Raw genomic sequence first — 19,898 nt, 5'->3', positions numbered from 1 at the left:
GTTCGGTGTGGGGGCAGACCGTGGCCGGACTGCCCGTCGGCATCGGCGCACGCGGGGGTAAATAGTCGTCAGGCGGCTCAACCACGAGCGTCCCCGTTAAGCCGGTCCAGGCCGCCCAACGCCTATTGAACATAATGCGGGGGAATTATACGCACTGCGCCGGTGAGCCCGGGCAACCGCCTGAGCATTGATGAGCGGCTTAATGCGTATAATTGGCATTATGTCTTGCGCCCCCGCGGGTCAGCATTGGCAGGTGTGGCGCACAAGGCTGACGCCTTCTGCTATCAGCGGCTGAGCCAGTCCTCGGCAAAAACCCGTGTTCTTCTTTAGCTGCCGTGCCAACGTCCGGCCAACAACCCTGAAGGCAGATCGGCCTGCGGCCTCCGCTCATTGACTTCCCCCCGCCCCAACCCCGCTGCACTGGCTGCGCCCGGTTCGCAGTCGCAGGCTCCTTGCTCATTCCCGTGCTCGCCATCGCCGCCCCGTGCAGCCCCCGGGGGCTTCCCTGAACAAAACAAAACCGCGTGGTCATGCAAGGTCATACGCAAACCGAAGCCACAGTGCCTCAGAGCGTCGCAGGGGCGCCGCTTGCGGGCTCTGTGCCGCCCGCGCCCGCAGAACGGGCACCCGCCGCCCAAGCGAGTTGGGCGACGTTCGCCCGTTGCCGAAGAAGGCGCTACACTGACCAGAGTGCGGCGGGAAAAACCGGCCTTCGGGGGCGAAAAGCGCGTCAGGGGGTTTTGGGTCCGGCGGTGAACGCCCATTGGAAAAAACGGGTGGTAACTGGCTGAGGGCATTGGGAAAATCGGTGTTTGGCGGTCAACGTCGCAATGGAATGGGTTGTTGTAGACAACAACCACCTAAGTGTGGAGAAGAACCAATCGCGCAGTGAGGAACTGGTTAATTGTCAGGGTGATAGCAGTTGCCGTTCTGCCATTAGGGATAAATATCGGCAGGAGTATGACAAGGTTCAGGAGCGGATAGCAACGTGTTCCGGGGCTGACCAGTGCGTTGCGGTTGCCAAAGAGCTGCGGGCATTGCAAGGTGATTACAGCGCCCGGATGAGTGAAATTCAGGAAAAAGCCAGAATGCAGGGTCTGGATTCCCTCACACCGGCAGAAGTGCGGGAATGGGCAGATTTACGCGGTGCCATGTCAAATATTGATGCGTCCCGCAATTTAGTACTCCGGCGGCTCAGAAGAAACTACCCAGGAAATCGTGAAGATTATGGGGCAGACGGGAATTGCGGCGTCTGCGGGGATTGCTGGAGGGATCAGTAAGGCTGGAGCAAAAGGAGTCAAGGGAAGTGCTGTACCAGTACCTAATCCAGTGACAGCGAATAATGGGTTAGTTTATAAATCAAATCCTAAACATACTCTTGGTGGTGATGGAAATCGCCGTAATGCGGGAATAGAACCAAAAGACTCATTGAAACTTTTTGAAAATTCAATTCCAAGCTCCAAAAATTATGGTAATAAAGAAGTTAGATTTGCTAAGGATGAAAAAGGTAATGTTCATCGGTTCGAAGGGACCAATGGGGAATATCACTGGAATGGCAGCTCTGGAGATATAAAAAACCAGTTAACAAGTAAACAGGTTCCAAGCGACATTCAAAAGAAATTGGGAGTTAGGTTGAAATGATTTATGGCGATCCGTTTTATTTTTCTCTTCAGTTCGATGCTGTTGAATCATGGAACTCATCTGATGGCTTTTGGAAAAATGGCATCTTCTTTTTCTATTTGGATGGACATAAAATATTTGATCTTTTGGATGTTTTTGAGCTGAAAACAACCTTCAGTTTTTATTCAAATATGAAAATAGATGAATTGGTATGTAATGATGTCAACATTGGACCAGTTAGCCTGTATAGAAATGCTGAGAGCTATTTCACAGGGGATGGAGAAAATCTCATTGAGGGGCTGTTCGATATGACATGTACACCAATGGGAGATAATGGATATTATGTTTACTTCATGAAAACGAGCCATAATGATCGTTTTGTATGGAGTAATGATGATGGAAAAACAATAAATGAAACATTATTACCATCTGGTACTGTAAGTTCTGTAATTAAAAAATTATCTAATTATTGATGTTAGAAACATAAATCCCGGCCAAAATGAACTACCCCAAATGTTAAACAATCATCCGACATTTAAAAGGGGTAGTTCATTACGTCTGGGAAAAGTGGCTTATCAGGCTGAAAAGTCGCGTCGGGGCGTTGTGGGCTGGACATCGAACCATACCGGGAAAAGTTGCTTTTAACTAACTGAATGCACTGAGAAAATTTAAGGTCGGCGGTCAACGTCGCAATGGAATGCGTTGTTACTGACAATAATGCACTGAGCTTGCCAAAAGGGATGGCGGATTACGGTCGGTCAGCATCAAGTCTGGGTACCGCTATGCTAAATGAAGGTAAATCCCCTCAAGAGATTTCAGCGGCGTTGTCAAAACATGCCAAAGGTGATCACCCGGAAGGACAAGATCCGGTAAGAGGATTGTTAGTCGCTTGGGGAGCGGGAATGTCCACAGTAGTGGCACCGGTGCTGCTGCCATCGGGAGCAACGGTAGGCAGTATTTTTGCTGGAGGTCTAATCAGTGGAACAGCTAATGTCAGTAATCAATTGACAAATGGTCCTGTGAACATTACTGATGCACTGATAGCCACAGGAACAGGGGCATTAACGCAAGGCAAAGGGTTTTGGTTTACAGAAGTCGCGAGTATAACGGGTGCTTATGTTGGGGCAAAACTACAGGATAAAAATCCACTTGCCCCGGTAGTAGGTGCAGCAGTTGGTAATGTTGTAGGTACTGCTGGAGGAAAAGTAATCGACGTTGGAAATAAATATTTCCCTATAGTATCGAATAAAACGTCAAGTACTATCGGAGCTATTGGTGGTGCTATAGCCAGTGAAGTTACAGGCAGTAAAGTTGAGGATAAGCTGGATAAATCAGGAGGAGCGAAATGATAACTCATTTTAAGTCATTACTGATTCTTCTGTTATTATGCACAATTATTATGATTATGGTGGTCTTATTAGGATGCCTATGTGCTGCGATTTTAGTTTATTTGAAAAACGAAACATTCATCTTTAGTTGGCATGATGATGTTGTTTTTTCAGTAAAAAAAGGGGTAGTAACAGGTATACCGACTGGAATAGGAATTTGGATCTTATCCCGTTTGAAAGGAAGTCGTGAGAATTAAGACGCCACCATCTGATTGATGACCGGACCAACTTTGGCTGAGGAAATACCCTAATCATACCGGTAATACGGAAGGTAAGCCGGATACTGGCGGGAAGACCACAACTACTCCGATTCTGGGAGAGCCAAATAAAGACGACTTAGCCTATCTGGCTCTGAAAGGAAAAGAAGCCCAAGAAGCAGCAGGGAAATTAGGCTTTGATCGGAGAATAGCTCCTCCTAAAGCACCATTTAACTCACATGGGCAACCTGTATTTTTTGATGGTAAAACCTATATTACTCCCGATGTTGATAGTCATAATGTTACTAATGGTTGGAAAATGTTTGACCGTAGAGGCAAGCGAATGGGGACTTACGATAGTGATCTGAACAGAGTTAAGGACTGATTGATGTTTGGTATATTTCCCGGTGATGCACCCATCAGAGAAAACGATGAGCTAGTTCTGCCTGCAACAATTATTATTGATACATTTACAGAAGCAGTTCACATACCTTTATCTTATTGGAGCTTTGAGGATTACAAGCGGAGTTGGCGAGTTTCTCTTGAGGAGGGTATACACAGTAAAAAGCCTGTGGCGCTAGCTGTATCAATGTATGAGCCTGATTACACAAATTTTATATTTGTTTGGGTCATATATTTCGCAGGTGAGGAAGTTTTCTTGCAAAATAGCATCCTCTTTTTGGATGAGTGTCCAGGTTTTACTCCAGAGAAGATAAATAACTTTATAGAGTCGCGTACTACGCACAATGAAGACGGAATGAAAATATCTGAATGGAATACTGATCTAAATAGCATTATAGATTTTTATAACAGTCTTACAATTAGTACAGAATCCCAGTCTTGAGTTAGGATTTTTACTTTATTATCCACTAAATTATAGTGGACAATAATCACTTAAGCGTTGACCAGAATCGCTCAAGGAGTGAGGAACTGGTCAACTGTCAGGGGGATACCAGTTGTCGTTCTGTTGTCAGGGATAAGTATCGCCAAGAGGTAACCCTTTTTACTCAGAACATTGGTATCTTGGTGAAGTAGACAATAGATGCTAATACCTCATCGATGAGAAAGTTATCTTGAAAAATGCCGTTAAAGAGCGAGCTTCTTCGCGGTAATACGCAGTTTAAGGATAAGTGAGCATGATTGTATATATTCCGTTTATTTTGATGGTCTTGAGTCTGTTGGGATTTCTTGCCTGCTTCATCTATTTTGGCTTGAACAAAAAAGTTTCACTAAGAAGTGTAAAATCTCCGTTGCTCTTTTTTGATTTTTGTTTTTTTAATAAAAACAAACTTGCTAATTTTTCCATGATAATATTATTTGTTATTTATATGTCTGGAATTTTGTTTGAATTTATTAAAAATTAATTTCCTTTGCTGGTTATTTTATTGGAGTATTTGCAATTCTTGTTTTTCTTATTCATTGCAGATTTTTCTCAAAAAGAAAATTTGCACATAGAAATAATATTGAATTCATAAAAGAGTTTGTTTTTGAAATGGAAATAAGCCTTCAAAATACGTCATTATGGTTATCTAGGTTATTTTATATTGTTTGGCTTTATTTGTTTTTTTCTACGTAATTGTTGTAGACAGTAATGCATTTAATATGGGAAGTCTGTTTGGTTATAAAGAAGGAGGAACTCAGTTTGATCTTATGGGGCAAAGGACCGATACATTTACTAATGAACGGGCTATTCAAAAAAATAGGAGAACAAAATGGTTATCTTAGTTAACAATAACAAGATTAATATCAATGGGCACTTAATTATACTTAATCGAAAAATCATTAAAGCGATAGAAATTGATAATGGTTTTGTTCTTGTCTTAATTGATATTCCTATAGGAGATGATGGACTAAATAATTTATTTTCTTATACAAAGAACGGAGAGTTTCTTTGGCAAATAGAGCCTTCGAATTTACAAAAAGAAGGGCAAACAAGTTACCCATACGAAGGGTTGAATGTTGTTGAAGGGCAATACTTTGTTGTTGATTTTTATGGAAGAAGAATATTTTTCGATCCTTATACTGGTCTATTCTTATCACGAGATATTGTAAAATAAGATATGGATAATAACGCATTAGCGATCAGTTTGATTCATACATGAGCTAATATAGGTATTTAACATACTTCTAATGGTAGTATTAATTTCAATTATGTTGTTTTTGTGCATTGGGCTGGCTCAAGCTATGTAAAATATGATGGTTAAAAGAGTGATTGGGTAAAGTTTTTCTTTATTATCAGATGGTTGTGTCGTTTTTTTATAGATGGAATATTTCTTTTTTCACTTGGAGATGTAAATAAGGTTATTAAAAAAGGGGTATTTATCGGGCTAATAAGTTATTTTTTTATATACTATCACCTGTATGATTTACGTAAATTAATAATCAATCTTTGGATTGAAGTTACTATTTTGAGAAGTTTTATGAAATGTATTAAATGTGAAAACCCAACATTACATGAATCAGATTTTTGTGCCGCATGTGAAGAAAAAGAACTGAGTAGAATTGGCGGATTTCTCTATTTCCCGGCAATAAACATTATCTTTGCAATATTAAGTTCTTTATTTAGTGCATATAAAGCAATGACAATCCTGATCTCTGGTTATGATTTTCTAGGTGAATTACGTGTCCTTATAGGATTTGAGTTTATACCCGTCATCTTTCAAGCTGCCTCTTTGTTGGCTGCACTCACTCACCCCGGTCACATAGTTATCTATGCGCCCGGGGATTCGTTCCCTTGCCGTCGCGATGCAACTTGAAATCCATAGGGTATATTTGTTTTACCCTTATTTTTGGAGTTGCACTTTATACATCTGTTCTTTTCTTTAGAAAAAAGAAAAAACACCTTTATTTTATATTATCCTTTTGGTTTTTACTTCATTATTTGTAATAACCGATTTAACATTGTCTCATTATGTATATGAGATAAAACTGGATTATAGTTATCTCTTCTTGCTTTTTAAAACTGTGTTTTATGTATGTATATGGGTTCCTTATTTTATTATATCTATCCGAGTTAAAAGAACATTTATAAAGTAATGATTAAAATCAAACTATTTTGCAAATAATATTCAATAAGAGTAGGTAAGTTTTTTGCAACCCATATTTATTCAAAAAATATGACAGTCAAAATTACCCCGGCCTTGTGAATTATTTAAAAAAGTCAGGCAATTTAAATCATTCGTTCATTAAGGTCTGAGTCCTGTATTTTACTGGGCTAAGACTATTTAACCCGAATTCTGCTTAAGCCGTCATTAAAATATCTTTCTCTGAGTAGAAAATTTTCAGTGATGGCTTTTTCAATTTAAGGCTGTAAGCAATCAATCCACCTAAAACACACAACAGAAAGCCTTTTATACTTCGGTGGCGCGAGTGCTCAATTTGAGAAATGGTCTTTAATTGCCCGTTAATCGTTTCGATGATAAATCTCTTTTTTAACATTAAGTTATTCCACTCAGACAGCGCTTGTGCTTTCATATTACGGCGTTTCTTCGTGATGAAAGTCACACCGATTTTGGCTAAATCATCGGCCAGTTCCTGACTGAGATAACCTTTATCACCGTAAAGATAACCCGTTAACGATTTTGATAATTCGCGTACAGGCTCTCGATCATTCACATTACCGGGAGTCACTTTTAGCGCGAGAATTTCGCCCTGATGGTTAACAACCAAGTGTAATTTGAAGCCGTAAAACCAGCCCATTGATGTTTTTCCGCGCTGGGCTATTCCCTTAAAAACCTTATGACGCGGGATACGGATGTTATGACAGACGCACAAACTCGTGGAATCAATAAAAGCAATCTTGGTCGGTTTTCCTTTTAATTGAGTCAGATAACTACATAGTGGGACCAAAACGGAAGGGGCAACACTGACAAAACGGGTATAACTGAGCAGGGTGGGGAAATCTTTGTGGTGATATTTCCAAATATGTTCCAGATAAAAATGTTTAAAATCACGGTAATGCGCCATATGAAAAAGGATCAAAATAGTCATGATTTCACTGGGGTGCATATGGCCTTGCCGATGACGCTGGCGGTACCCTTTTTCGAAACAAAATAATTCCCATTGAGGAATGAAGAAGCGGCAAAAATCATCGACATCGCAGAAAATTTCAACTAACTTGTTCATAGCCTGTTCCTCCCCGGAGCTGTTTCGGCGTGCACCAAAACATTGCTCCTGGAACAGGCTTCATGTCAATTTCTTATCCAGAATTCGGGTTATTTAATCTCTACTTGATTCTTAAGCGTGGACGAATGGGAGATTACGATGGCCCACCTATCCAGTGAGCCATTTTTACCATTATTGCTTATCCTTATGGCAAGTTAAATCAGGCAAATTTCCCCTTGCCAATTGTGGTATCTGCCCAAGCCGTGGTAATAGCCATTTTCTCCCTGTTATCCAGCGCTTCAATAAAACCGTTATCACCGGCTGTTGGGGCAAAACTGCTCATTGCCTGGATTAAGGTATCAACCGCATTGTCGGAAAGTGCCGTAAATTCACGCTCTCCTGATGCATCCTTACGCCCCATCTGTGTCACTAATTTGGCACGGTTACCATTAAAGTAATCTCTAAAGGTGACTGAACCCACCGATTCAAATAGACCCTGAGCCGTTTTATCCTGAGTAGGGCGATTCACTGATAACACCAGATCATATCCACTGCGCTGGAACCACAAGTCTTGCCAGTCAATATCGTTAAAGGCAATCATATCTTCTGCATTAATATCATCAACCTGACTGTCAATCACCTTACCACTGACCACAAAGCTATCTACTCCTGCCCCTCCTTGGAAGTGGTTCTGGTATCCCCCCAACACCAGTAGATCCTGACCCTCTCCGCCGTCAAACTGGCTGAATTTCGAAATTGTAGCCGCTATCAGGTGATCATCACCTTCTCCGCCATTAATTACCGCATGATAGCCCATCAATTTAATGACATCGTTACCCATGTTGCCATCAATTCGGTTGTCATTACCAAACACCCGGCCAAAGTCATTGCCTTCACCTAGCTCAACCCGGTTGTTATTACCGATAGTCACGGCATAATCTTGATCTTCGCCAGTATCCACCTGGTTGTAGTTACCAGAAGTGACAACGTAGTCCCGCCCATTACCGGCATCAATAACGCCACCTTCACCAAAAACAAATGTCTGATCGTTACCCTCACCCATGAATACATGGTTAATGCGTCCAGCTACCACTGCGGTATCATCGCCACTACCGCCAAACATCCAGTTTTCACGTCCCATCAGAACGCCCAAGTCATCACCTTCACCACCGGTAAAGATGTTGGAAGTGCCGATGGAGTAATAAACATCATCTCCGCGGCCACCCCAGAAGTTGTTGTTATCGCCCAGATAAGCACCGAGATCTTTACCATCACCGCCCCAGTTGAAGTTATAGTTTCCTAACGAGATATGGATATCGCTGTCCCCTTGCAGATGACCACTGTTACGCAGGAAATCAAACGTTTTCTGCTCCATATTGAGCAGATCGGCGGTGAGATTCTCTTTCAGATTGGTCACGAGTGACTTCATCTCTTGTTGTTTATCTTTGCTGAATATCGTCGCAAACAGGTTAGGCAAATTCAGCGAATTAAAGCCCAATGCCCGCTCTGATTTGTCATCAGCCTGACTCTTCCCACTGTTGACGGCATCCGGTACACTCTTTTCCCGATTTTCATCAGGCGCTTTCTCTTTCAGCCCATGACTGACAAAAAATGACTCAATACCATCGGCACTCATATTAGCGTTCTGTTTCAAACCCTCAATCAATTTATCCGGATCAGTGAAGACACTTAGTTGATCACCACCAAACTGCTTAATCACTTCCAACATCTCTCGCAAAATAGCCTTACCATCAACCGGCTCACCAGTACGGGCAACAATCTGTCCCTCCGGCGTATAATCCACACCAAAAATATCCGCTAACGTGGTCTCTGCATTCACACCGGCTAACCGACCCAGCAGTTTGTTTTTAAGCTGACGCGGTAAGTCCTGTAGGTTGTAAGTAAAGGTTGTTTTCGCCAAGCCCGTTGTTGAATATTGCTGCGTCATCAGACCAAACAACGAACCCAGATTGGTATCCAAAATCGATTGAATATGGTCACCGAACATAAAGTTCCAGCTACCGGTTGTGACCTGAATGTCCGCCCCTTGACCACCTACCGCAAAATTGAAAGCCAGTTTCTCATTGGCTTGACGGAATTTATCCACACGACTCATCTTCTTGGTATCAATATTGTTGCCGTGACCATTTAACCATTGGTGGTATTTTTTGTTTAATGCCGCTTCTGTGTCGCTTTTCAAACCCCGGCTACTGCGCTTGAGCTGCGAATCCAGATCAACCAATGTCTTGTAATCCACACTACTGGTTTGGTCTAAACCCGACATGTCACGCACAAATTTTTTCGCGCCCGATAGCGTCCACTGCTGATTTTGCGCCGCCAACCAGTTCCGCTCTTCGCCGGAATGAGCAATAGATTTCAGTACACCGGTAATACGCGCAGCGCCATCAAATGGATTAACTAACGGTGGCGTAGGGATGGATTTATCCATCATGACAATCAGGTCATTACTGCGACCTTGGTTGAAGCTGACGTTACGGTTGCCAATGAACATCTGCGCCCCTTCAAGTGCTTGATAACCTGCCAGATTAACGCTGTGCTTACTGTCACCCTCCCCGATGTGAACCATCACATTGTTGTCGCCAAAGGCCAGTGATTTAAAGCCACCCGTACCCACTTTAATACCGACGTTCGAGGTTCCCCAGTTAATCGCAGTAAATTCACCGTCGCCCACGTTTACCTGTATATTCCCGGCGTAACCTAGCGGCTCCGACTGAGGATTTGAACCAAGCTCAACCCTGTTTTTGCGCTTTCCTGGCGCAGTGAAAACATCATGGTTATCCGCAATTGCCCCTCTGGTTGCTGAATCAGCTTCTGTGTGCCCCACTTTGGCAAGGTTGATATCACTTTCAGCCACCCCTCGACGCAATTTTTCTGTCGTCGTCGTGAGTTCATCCTGTTCATTCCAGCGTAACACCAGTTTGTTATCGTCCAACTTGTTAACCCACTGATGATTTTTATCGCGAGTAAACTTACGACCTGTTGCATCAACGGCCACTTCACTGCGACGAGCTGAAACCTCACTACGGATACCTTGTTTATCTAAAGCGGTAATAAAACGATAGGCAAAACCATTCCGCTTATCATCACTAATCAGTGAACAACCCACGATGCTGATACGATCAGGTTTACCTGCCTGCTCAAAGTTCTGGCTGAACTGTTTTAGTTTTATTGCCAATTCATCAGCACTGTAACCACTCAGGCGAGTGTTATTTTGTGCCGATTCGTTACGGCCATGCCCCACAATCTGCCAACGTAATTTGCCTGATAAACCGGCAGGATCACCATAAATGACATGATATTTGCCATTAGAATCAAGTTTAACCACCACACTGGATTTCCGGTGTTTACTCGCCAGATTGAGCGCGGCTTTTGCGACAATCGGGTCATTTTCCATTTGAATAATGATCTGACCATCAAAACGTGTTCCACGATTGTCACTCTTTTGCCACGAGTTCTTCACTCCATCCCGATTTTTATTTTGAAAATCGGAGAGCGTCGAGACAATCCTATCAGTATATTGGCTCATTAAAGCACCGCTCTCGACATGACCATAAAAGGTTTGTTCACCCGATACGCGATAACCAGAAGCGGCCAATCTTGCACGCAGCTTTTCCCCTTCATGCCCCAAACCTTGATTGTCAGTTAACAGCATGATCGGCGTATTGATCGGCAGACCTTTGAGGTTTTTTTCTACTGAAAATTGTCCGTTCATCGCTTTTGCCAATGCCCCAATCATGCCACCAGGGTTTGGTACGTCATGCGCGGTTATGGTTTTGGTCATACTCGATATTGGCCTGTCGAGTAACAGACCTGACACGGCTTGATTATTTTGCGACGCATATCGAGCAAGATCTGCCGCCACCGGTCCACCAACGGAATAACCATGAAGAATAATATTACCCGGCTTAATGCCGCGATCTTGCACCAAATAGCGAAACATCGTCCGGGCATCCTGATAGAACCCTTGTTCACCGGGACTACCATCACTACCCCCATAGCCGCGCATGTTGACAGCAAGTATATCAATGCCCTGCTTTTGATAATGGCTTTGGATATCATGAGCTTGCTCTTCCGCGGATAAACCTGAACCATGAAGGAAAAGCACGACTTTTTTCTCTGCCGCCGTCGAGATATCATCTGGTTTTATGTCACCTTGATGATAATATCCGGTTAAACGTCCCTCTTCGCCTTTTAGGGTGATTTTGCTGGATTTACCATTAGCAACCGCATCATTAAGTATCGTCTGCGTTTTATCACTGATATGACGGCGATCTTCTTTAAAACCATACAGTTCGTTGTTAAAAAATCGGGTCACTGGGTTTAAAGAGTCTTTATCCCGTGGCGGAGTATCATCATTTTCAATTAATACCGACTCTGACGCGCCATTTTTGCCCGATAACGCCTGTAATGCTTCTACCGGAGAGTCGTTCTGTTCTCTCTCAGGGGTATTTTCTCGATAAAGGTGTTGGGTTTTCTCAAATGCGTTATTTAGTGCCTGATTTATCGATAATTTCCCTTTATCTCCGGCGATATCCATCAGATCCATATAACTGGCGGTGTAGTTTTGTAGTACTTGCCGACGTTCATCACCGGTCATCTGCAATGCTTTATAGACCACCAAACTTTCATTAACCGAATGACCGCCATCAAACACCAGAAACGCCAACGTATTAAGGTAGGCCTGCTCTTGCGAGAAAGTAGGATCTTGACTGGCAATATAGTTATTGAGATGAACCATGATATTGGTCGAGCCCGATGCCCCCGTCACCACGGAATGCCCCTGCGCCAAGGCGTTACGCTCAAGCGTTGTTTCCTGTCCGGGCGTCAGCACTCTGCCCGCCGCTACCTTTCTGCCATACAGGAAATCTCCATACTGATCACCAGATGGTTGGTAGGGCAGTGCAATACCATAATCATTGGTTTGCTGTTCAGTTAACTTCACTTTATAGGTAACATCCGCCATATTCGTTAATTTACTACTGGTGGAACGCGCCTTGTAGATCTCCTCCCGATAGAAAATGTCCGCTTCCGCCTTCCATTGAGATAAATGTAACCCCATACCATCCGTGTTCGACATTTTTACCGCCAGAAACGGAATCTTGATCATTTCAAAACCGTTATCCACCTTAGTCATCATGATCTTAAAGTTATCCAAGGTCGGTTTTTGCAGGAATGCGGTCAGTTCAGGCACTCGACTGAACCAGGGACGAATATCTTTTTTAATTTTTTCGGCAAAAGCTTGCATCCTGATATCAATCTGTCCGTCGAGTACGGGTGAGTCAGCAGTACTTTGCATATACAGCTCAAACTCCTGCACCAGAAACTGACCTATCCGCCTGGAGGTGGCTAGCGCATCCGGTGACGCCATTTTTACCAACGTATGGGCCACTTCGGAATCAAAACGACGACCAAATAAGTTGTCAATATATTGGGTAGTTGACTTTTCTCTGTGAGCATCAGCCTGTAATGACAGTACCAAACCATGTAACTCAGGGTATGCCTGTAACTGACTGGCAGCATCATCAAATAACTTGATAGTTTCCTTCGAGGTGACTTGTCCGGTGAGCCAGAGTCCCCTGGCCCGTCCAATCAAAAACCTCGCTTCCGGGATATTCGCGGTTTCCAATCGGCTCATAAAAGCAATCAGACTTTCACTTTCGGTCTTAGGCGCTTCCCGTTCAGCGGTTGAATTCGTTCGGGTCAACGGGGTAATCTGCCATTCAATAAGACGATTAATTTCGTTTTGTGTTATACCGCCTTTTAAACCGACAACACGTCCGGTTCCATCAAAGATGACGCGTTGCGTAAGATGTTCAGCATGTTGAGGTGCCACGGCGATCCCAAGGACGCCAGCGGATTCAGCTCGCTGAGCCTGTAAGTGCTCTATCATTCGGCCCATTTTAAAACGTACTAAGTTCACCTGATTGGTGCGTAGAGCAAACTCCTTTGGGCTATGCTGTTGCCAATCAGCTATCGCCCGTTCAAGCAGCAATATATGCTCTTCATCGAAATGGCTCATCGTCTTATAGAAAGTATCGCGTACCGTGGCCAGCGCCGTGCTAAGCTTCCTTTTTCGCCCCAATGTTCGCACATTGGGATTGATAAATAGCTTGTTTCCCTCTTTCAATAAATTAAATTTTGCATTTTCAAATATAGCGGAATTTTTCTGCTCTACCTTGACATCATTCCCCAACGATTTCAGATTAATGCCTGAAATCCGCGGCACTCTTCTGACACGCTCACCTGAACTGTTCGACGTTGGTATCACCCTATCGTCAGATTGTCCTTTGGCAAACTTTGAAGTCGTTAAAACGCCGGTATTTTCCACGCGAATACTGGCATTTATCTGTAGACGATCAACCGCTTGTTTAGCATCATCCAACGCTTGTAGCTCTTCTTCGGTCAATCCTTTGTAGAATTTTTTTTCAGCTTCCGGTATTAATTCGGGATCAATATAGCTACCGGTTTCCCCCGCGCCTGTCGATTCATAGCCATTACCAGACAAACCACTACCACCGGCACCGGTACGATCAGGTTTTGAATCGCTCTGTTTTGCCCCTCTAACATCTTCTTGTACCTGGGCAATTTTATTTTCAGCCGCAGCAATATCACGTTTACCCCGATATTCCGCCCCCTGATAGGCGATATTTGCATCATTTTCCGCCTTTTCGGCCCGTTGTTGTTGCAATAATGCTTCTTCTTTTCTTAATTCTGCTTTTTTCTGAGCCGCTGCAATATCTTGTTTTGCACTGGCATGATGCTGTTCACTTTGTGCTACGCCGACCTCGGATTTCTTCACCGCTTCTTTTACGTGTTGTTGGTTATCCGTAATAGCTTGTCGGGCATGCATTAATTTTCGCTGCGCAATAAATTTGATGTCATTCAACTTATCCTGAGCGTGGTCCAGGAATTGGCTAGCAAATTGATTACGCCATTGGTCACCTGATTGGCCGCTGTAATTGGCATAGTCACCAAGCGCATCCAAACCTTGCGTCATAGAAACCAGTTTGTCAGTCTCCGCCTGCGCTTCTGCTTCTATTGCATTACGCTGTGTCAGCCCATTTTGGCTAACTGCTGCCTGATCGGTTAATTCCAACTGGGATTGCGATTTCGCAATCTCCGCCAGTTGTTTCTCTTTTTCCTGTTCCAACAGTCGGCGATCTTTTTCTGCTTTTTCTTTATCGCTTAACGCATTTTGCGCCGCTTTATCCTGTTTCACATGTTCGGTAATAATATTGGCTTGTTGTGAGCTCTTAGATTTTGCAATAACGTTATCCAGAATATAGCCGACACCATCACTCAAGCCTGTTCCTTTAAACTCAATGCGGTTACTGCCCGCTTTTGCTGTCAGCTCTAGTGTTTTATTTTGCCATTTCGCGGCATCGCCAAAAGTCGAGAATACAAGTTTGTCGTTCCAGAAAACATCCATACCATTGTCGACTGAATAAGCATCGGGACGATTAGCAAAATCAAAGCTCAGCGAAATCACTTCTCCCTCAGAACGGTTTTGTAGATCCTGGTAAATAGTAGTGTTTTTATCAACATCAAGTTCACTGACTCGTTCGCCATAACGGGTATTATTAGGCCCATCAGTACTCACTGAGCTATAGGCCGCAATATCATTGGTTGATTGCCAATCCAATTTACCTTGCTCAAGGTCATTATTGACAATCAGTGACGTTTCAGATTTCACAATGATATTGTCTAAGATGTAACTAAATCCATCATCCTGACCTGTACCTTTAAATTCAATCCGGTTAGTCCCTGCTTTTGCCATTAAATCGAGTTTTTGAGTGCGCCATATAGCTCGCGGTCCAGAAGTTGAGAATACAGACTTACCATTCCACAATACCATTATTCCGCTGCCACTCAGATCACGGTCCACCCTCTCAAAATGACTCATAAAATCAAAAGTCAGTGAAACCACTTCTCCTTCAGACAAATTTTGTAATTCCTGCCAAATTACGGTGTTTTTATCAACATCAAATTTACTGACTCGTTCACCATCACCGGTATTATCAAGACCATAATCACTCGCTGGGTTATATGCCTCTATACCATGAGTTGACTGCCAACCCAGCTCACCTTGTTCAAAATCACCATTGACGATCAGATTTTCATCTTGATCTGACACCGATAGCGTTTTTTGACTCAAAGCACCTTCTATTGAACTGACGTCAGGCGTCTCCACCGCTGTTATAGCACCATTGAAACTATGGTTTAAATCTGAACTTATCGGCGCAATTTCATCCATCTGAAAGCCATCAATACCAGATACTTCCGCTAAATTAATCGCCCCTCTGCCTTTGTGGGTGCCCGACGTGTTAGCTTCCTCCCCATGAACCAAATAGTTGATTGCCTGACTGCCTCCCACACCTAATGTTGTCTGTTTGATATGCTCAAAGAGGGAAGAAAGTTTGTTGCTATTCGTTACAGAGAAGCTGTAGAAATCACCATTACCAATCTTAACCGCCACATTATTACGTGCGTAGGAAGCATTGATGCCCAGACCATCACCCACATGGATATTGGCATTAGCTTGGCCTTTCATGACCGCCACATTCAGGCCATTGCCCACTTTGGTATTAATATTGTGCTTACCCCACGCCAGGTTAACCGAAACGCCATTACCTACGTGAGTGTTTATATTCGCGTCACCATGAGCAGCGGTGACATTTAAGCCATTGCCCACAGTTGTCGTTACGTTAGCTTTCCCTTTTGCCACCGTCACCTGCATACCGTCTCCCACTTTGGTGACAATATTGCCTTCGCTCCATAAGGCATTAAAGCTGTCTCCCTGACCTACCTGAGTGACAATGTTAGCCTTGCCTTTCGCCAGCACTACATTACGCCCGTCACCGATTTTAGTGATGACATTGGCTTTGCCCCAGGCACCGGTGTAATCATCACCGTTACCCACATGGGTAATGATATTGGCATCCCCCTGCACCACCGTGACTTCCTGTCCCTTCCCCACTTTGGTCATCAGGTTGGCTTTACCTTTCGCGAAATTATAACGGTCGCCATTCCCCACTTGGGTCAGGATATTCGCTTCCCCCCAAGCCGCATTCACCCCGGCACCATCGCCAATTTTGGTGATAAGATTGGCTTTACCTTTGGCAAACCCCACTGTCGTACCCTCGCCGACATGGGTCATCACGTTACCCACATCGGAAATAAGCAGGCCAACTGTGGTACCGTCGCCCACTTTGGTCAGAATATTGCCTTTGCCAAACAGGATAGCGGCAGTCGTCGCATCACCGACATGCGTAATAACGTTCGCTTTCGCCGCCGCAACAACCCCCATAAAATCATCACCCACTTTGGTGACGATATTGGCCTCACCCAGTGCCAAGACCCCCGTTAAGCCATCCCCCACATGGGTCATCATATTGGCTTTACCAAACATGGCCGCCAGCGTTGTGCCATTACCGACTTTGGTCATCACGTTCAGTTCACCGGCAAACAAACCAATACTGGTGCCATTGCCCACATGCGAATAGATATTGGCTTTCCCTACCATTAAGGCAGCGGTCAGGTCGTTACCGACTTTGGTCAGCACATTAGCCCCGCCAATCATGGCCGCAAAGGTATTGCCCTCCCCGACATGGGTAAAAATATTGGCTTTGCCGATCATCGCCGCCAACGTCATGCCATTACCCACTTTCGTGGCGATATTGCCCTTTGCCAGCATCAGCGCAACACTGGTGCCATCCCCAATATGCGTAAACACATTACCTGCGGCGACCATCAATGCCAGCGCATCACCGTCACCCACTTTGGTAAAAATATTACCCACTCCCCCCATTAATGCCCATGCATCCCCTTTGCCGACATGAGTAAACAGGTTACCCGCGCCAATCATGGCCGCAATTGATGTACCCTCCCCGACTTTAGTGAAGATGTTCCCTGCTGCGGCCATCACGCCCAGTGTCAAACCGTCGCCGACATGGGTCAACACGTTGCCAACACCAAACATGATGCCGGTCATGTCACCCTTTCCAACTTTGGTCAAGATATTCGCGCCACCCAGCATAACGCCCGTGGTATTGCCGTCCCCGATATGCGTAAGGACATTTGCCCCGCCGCCCATGACCGCCTGCGTATGGCCTTTCCCTTTCTTGGTAAAGATGTTGGCTCCGCCCAACGCAATGGCGGTGGTGTTGGTAGTTTCAGTCTCATCACTGAGATGAGTGATAATATTGGCACCGCCAAGCATACCGGCAACCATATCTCCCGCACCGAGCTTTGTTAGCACGTTAGCGCCACCCAAAAATACGGAGAAGATATCCCCTGTTCCGGCCTGAGTGATGACGTTAAAACCGCCCGCCCCGAACCAGTTCGCGCTACCATCACCTATTTGGGTATGAGTGTTATATCCCCCCAACATCAGTACCCGGCTGTCACCGTTACCTTTGTGGATCGAGATATTGCCATAGGACAGAAGGTGGGCCAGATATCGTCCATCCCCGACCCGTACGAGAACATTGACCGCACCACCAGCGTAAACATCCATTTTCCCGCGCTGGCTCTGGTGAACCAAGACATTGGCTAAACCCGCACCACGAAATGATAGATCGCCCTCTTCACCGTTTTTCACAATGACGTTAGCACCTCCGCCTCCTTCAAAATACGTATTACCGAATGTTGAACTGTGCAGAATAATGTTAGCCGCTCCCGCTCCTGTGAAATTAATATTACCGTGCGTCACATTGGATGTAATAATGTTGCCACCACCAGCACCGATGAAATAAATATTACCGGAACTATCACCGCCATTCTTTGATGATTTGATAACATCTTGCTCAGAATAACCTTCAATATCAGTCAGACAATCAGTAATCTCATCTGTTACATTTAAATCATAGTGAAGCTGACTTAATGTATAACCAGCCCCAATTGATTGATAACCGCGAGGATAGGAAAAACGTTCATTTGCTAAACGGCCAGTATGGTCACCTTTTTTATACCAAGATCTTGCAATATATTTCAGCTTTCCTGTTTCATCATCATTCGCCAGCTTAACCTCAACCACTTTGGTATAAGGCTCCAGAAATATTGCATATACATAAGTATCCGGCTGCTGGTTTGATTTCACCGGAGAGACATCGATTTTCAGCCCATTAGACGAGATCGCGTATCCCCCCATTTTGGCACTACCCAGTGTGACGTTTTTCGCTTTAATGTTAGTACCATCGGAATAATTCACCCATTTATCGGTTAATAATACCTCCTCAACACCCTGTACTATGGTTTCTTGTCGATATACCACATTAATATTGGCAAGCGTAATAGCATCGTCCCCTTTAACGGAGATAAATCCATTATTTACGTCGATATTTTCCTTAGCAATATCCTTAAGATGGTTACCTTCCTTATACCAGGAAGTGGCATAATAACGGAGCTTACCGGTATCAGGATTATTTTGCAGCCGTACAGCGACAACTTTAGTATTAACATTATCGGCAATGGCAAAGAGATAAGTATCAGGCTCTACCTCGGATTTAACTGCTTTAACTTGTTGAGATTGTTGAATCCCGCGCTCTTCCATTGTTGCTGATGTCATCACAATATCTTTAGCCTGAGCAAATTCTATTTCATTTCTCGCTCCTGCTCGGGTAATTTCGTTATAAGCTCCTGCGCCAGTAAAATGAATATTACCGTGAGCAACATCAGAATAGAGTTTGTTATAACCCCCCGCACCTTCAAGAGTAATATCACCCTGTGTCTGTCCATACTGATCTTCACTGTGGCGTGTACGTTCAATGCGATTCGCTGCCCCCGCACCATGCAAGATAATGTTACCTTCTCTACCCTTACGTACAATATGATTATCAGCACCAACACCATTCAAAGTGATATCACCGCTTTCTATCCGCGAATCGATACTATTTGCAGCGCCCGCGCCGTTAAATGTCACATCTCCTTGAGTACCCTCATAATAATTAGACCAGGTACGGTCAATTTTATTAGCCGCTCCTGCGCCAGCAAAATAAACATTTCCCTGATCAGTTTCATGCCATAATTGATTGTATCCACCAGCCCCTTTAAAACGGGTATCTCCAGATGAACCTTTACGAACCAGTTTGTTATAGCCAGCAGCACCCGAATAAGATAAATCCCCGGTTTCACCCGTATGATCAATAAAAGCCGTACCGGCTGCGCCAGAAAATGACAAGCCGCCATTTCCTGTTTTACTAATACCGGTATAACCTGAGGCACCCTTTACCGAAAGTTCACCATTCGTATGGTATACATCGACCTTAAATGAACCAATCGTAACATCATCATCTCCGCCATAAGCATAAACTTCACCACCAATACCAATAGCAATAATACTATTACCGTCATTATCGTCGTAATATTTCCCAGTAAAGAAGTACTCTGTACTTCTATTCGATGATTTTCCCATCAATAGCCCTTTAATTTATTATTGAAGTTAAGCAGAAAGCCACTGCACCTAACAAATAGGGCAGTTATTTTGAATATTCAAGTTCTCACGAAACAGTGAAATCTTCTGAATTTTTAATAGCAAAAAATCAAATAAAGAAAAAAACCGCTATTAAAA

Annotated in this window: 12 protein-coding genes and 1 pseudogene; 10 read left to right on the top strand and 3 right to left on the bottom strand. The window is 44.0% G+C overall.

Annotation, left to right across the window (positions count from 1 at the left end; all coding sequences use genetic code 11):
• Positions 1-199 precede the first annotated feature (199 nt).
• Positions 200-460 (bottom strand): hypothetical protein, encoded by a 261-nt coding sequence (locus tag PluTT01m_RS07000; RefSeq protein ID WP_125026219.1) that lies wholly within the window; start codon positions 458-460, stop codon positions 200-202.
• Positions 461-812: 352 nt separating this feature from the next.
• On the opposite strand from PluTT01m_RS07000, the gene PluTT01m_RS27450 reads away from it, so the two are divergent.
• From PluTT01m_RS27450 to PluTT01m_RS28215, 10 genes and pseudogenes are all read left to right on the top strand, one after another.
• Positions 813-1,280, top strand: coding sequence for a hypothetical protein (locus PluTT01m_RS27450; RefSeq protein ID WP_011145670.1), 468 nt, complete (start codon positions 813-815; stop codon positions 1,278-1,280).
• Entirely contained in the window at positions 1,228-1,641 is a 414-nt protein-coding gene (locus PluTT01m_RS27445; protein ID WP_011145669.1) for a hypothetical protein, read from the top strand. The genes PluTT01m_RS27450 and PluTT01m_RS27445 overlap by 53 nt, the downstream gene beginning before the upstream one ends.
• Complete coding sequence (locus PluTT01m_RS06985; RefSeq protein WP_011145668.1) at positions 1,638-2,093, top strand: immunity 42 family protein; 456 nt, start codon at positions 1,638-1,640, stop codon at positions 2,091-2,093. The genes PluTT01m_RS27445 and PluTT01m_RS06985 overlap by 4 nt, the downstream gene beginning before the upstream one ends.
• 219 nt (positions 2,094-2,312) lie before the next feature.
• A complete protein-coding gene (locus PluTT01m_RS06980) occupies positions 2,313-2,969 on the top strand; it encodes a hypothetical protein (RefSeq protein ID WP_011145666.1) in 657 nt (218 codons plus the stop codon).
• Positions 2,966-3,205, top strand: coding sequence for a hypothetical protein (locus PluTT01m_RS06975; protein ID WP_041379988.1), 240 nt, complete (start codon positions 2,966-2,968; stop codon positions 3,203-3,205). Before PluTT01m_RS06980 ends, PluTT01m_RS06975 begins: the two co-directional genes overlap by 4 nt.
• A gap of 37 nt (positions 3,206-3,242) precedes the next feature.
• On the top strand, positions 3,243-3,590 hold the full coding sequence (locus PluTT01m_RS28220) for a toxin C-terminal domain-containing protein (RefSeq protein ID WP_011145665.1): 348 nt from the start codon (positions 3,243-3,245) through the stop codon (positions 3,588-3,590).
• A gap of 3 nt (positions 3,591-3,593) precedes the next feature.
• The gene (locus tag PluTT01m_RS06965) at positions 3,594-4,049 is read left to right on the top strand and encodes a hypothetical protein (protein WP_011145664.1); all 456 of its coding nucleotides are present in this window, start codon (positions 3,594-3,596) and stop codon (positions 4,047-4,049) included.
• Positions 4,050-4,917: 868 nt separating this feature from the next.
• Complete coding sequence (locus PluTT01m_RS06950; protein WP_011145663.1) at positions 4,918-5,262, top strand: DUF7957 family protein; 345 nt, start codon at positions 4,918-4,920, stop codon at positions 5,260-5,262.
• 363 nt (positions 5,263-5,625) lie between these two features.
• Positions 5,626-5,961, top strand: a complete 336-nt coding sequence (locus tag PluTT01m_RS06945; RefSeq protein ID WP_041379986.1) for a hypothetical protein — start codon at positions 5,626-5,628, stop codon at positions 5,959-5,961.
• A gap of 82 nt (positions 5,962-6,043) precedes the next feature.
• Positions 6,044-6,241: pseudogene (locus PluTT01m_RS28215) on the top strand (DUF2569 family protein); the annotation flags it as partial.
• 204 nt (positions 6,242-6,445) lie between these two features.
• Here the strand turns inward: PluTT01m_RS28215 and PluTT01m_RS06935 are convergent.
• Positions 6,446-7,330 carry an IS982-like element ISPlu11 family transposase gene (locus PluTT01m_RS06935; RefSeq protein ID WP_011144722.1) on the bottom strand — a complete coding sequence of 295 codons (885 nt, stop codon included), beginning with the start codon at positions 7,328-7,330 and terminating at the stop codon, positions 6,446-6,448.
• A gap of 199 nt (positions 7,331-7,529) precedes the next feature.
• Positions 7,530-19,742: an MARTX multifunctional-autoprocessing repeats-in-toxin holotoxin RtxA gene (gene rtxA / locus PluTT01m_RS06930; RefSeq protein WP_011145661.1), complete on the bottom strand. Its 12,213-nt coding sequence runs from the start codon at positions 19,740-19,742 to the stop codon at positions 7,530-7,532.
• Positions 19,743-19,898: the final 156 nt, after the last annotated feature.

The sequence above is a fragment of the Photorhabdus laumondii subsp. laumondii genome (assembly GCF_003343245.1).
Taxonomy (GTDB): domain Bacteria; phylum Pseudomonadota; class Gammaproteobacteria; order Enterobacterales; family Enterobacteriaceae; genus Photorhabdus; species Photorhabdus laumondii.
The sequence above is the reverse complement of the archived record's forward strand: the minus strand, read 5'-3'. Positions and strand labels throughout refer to the sequence as shown.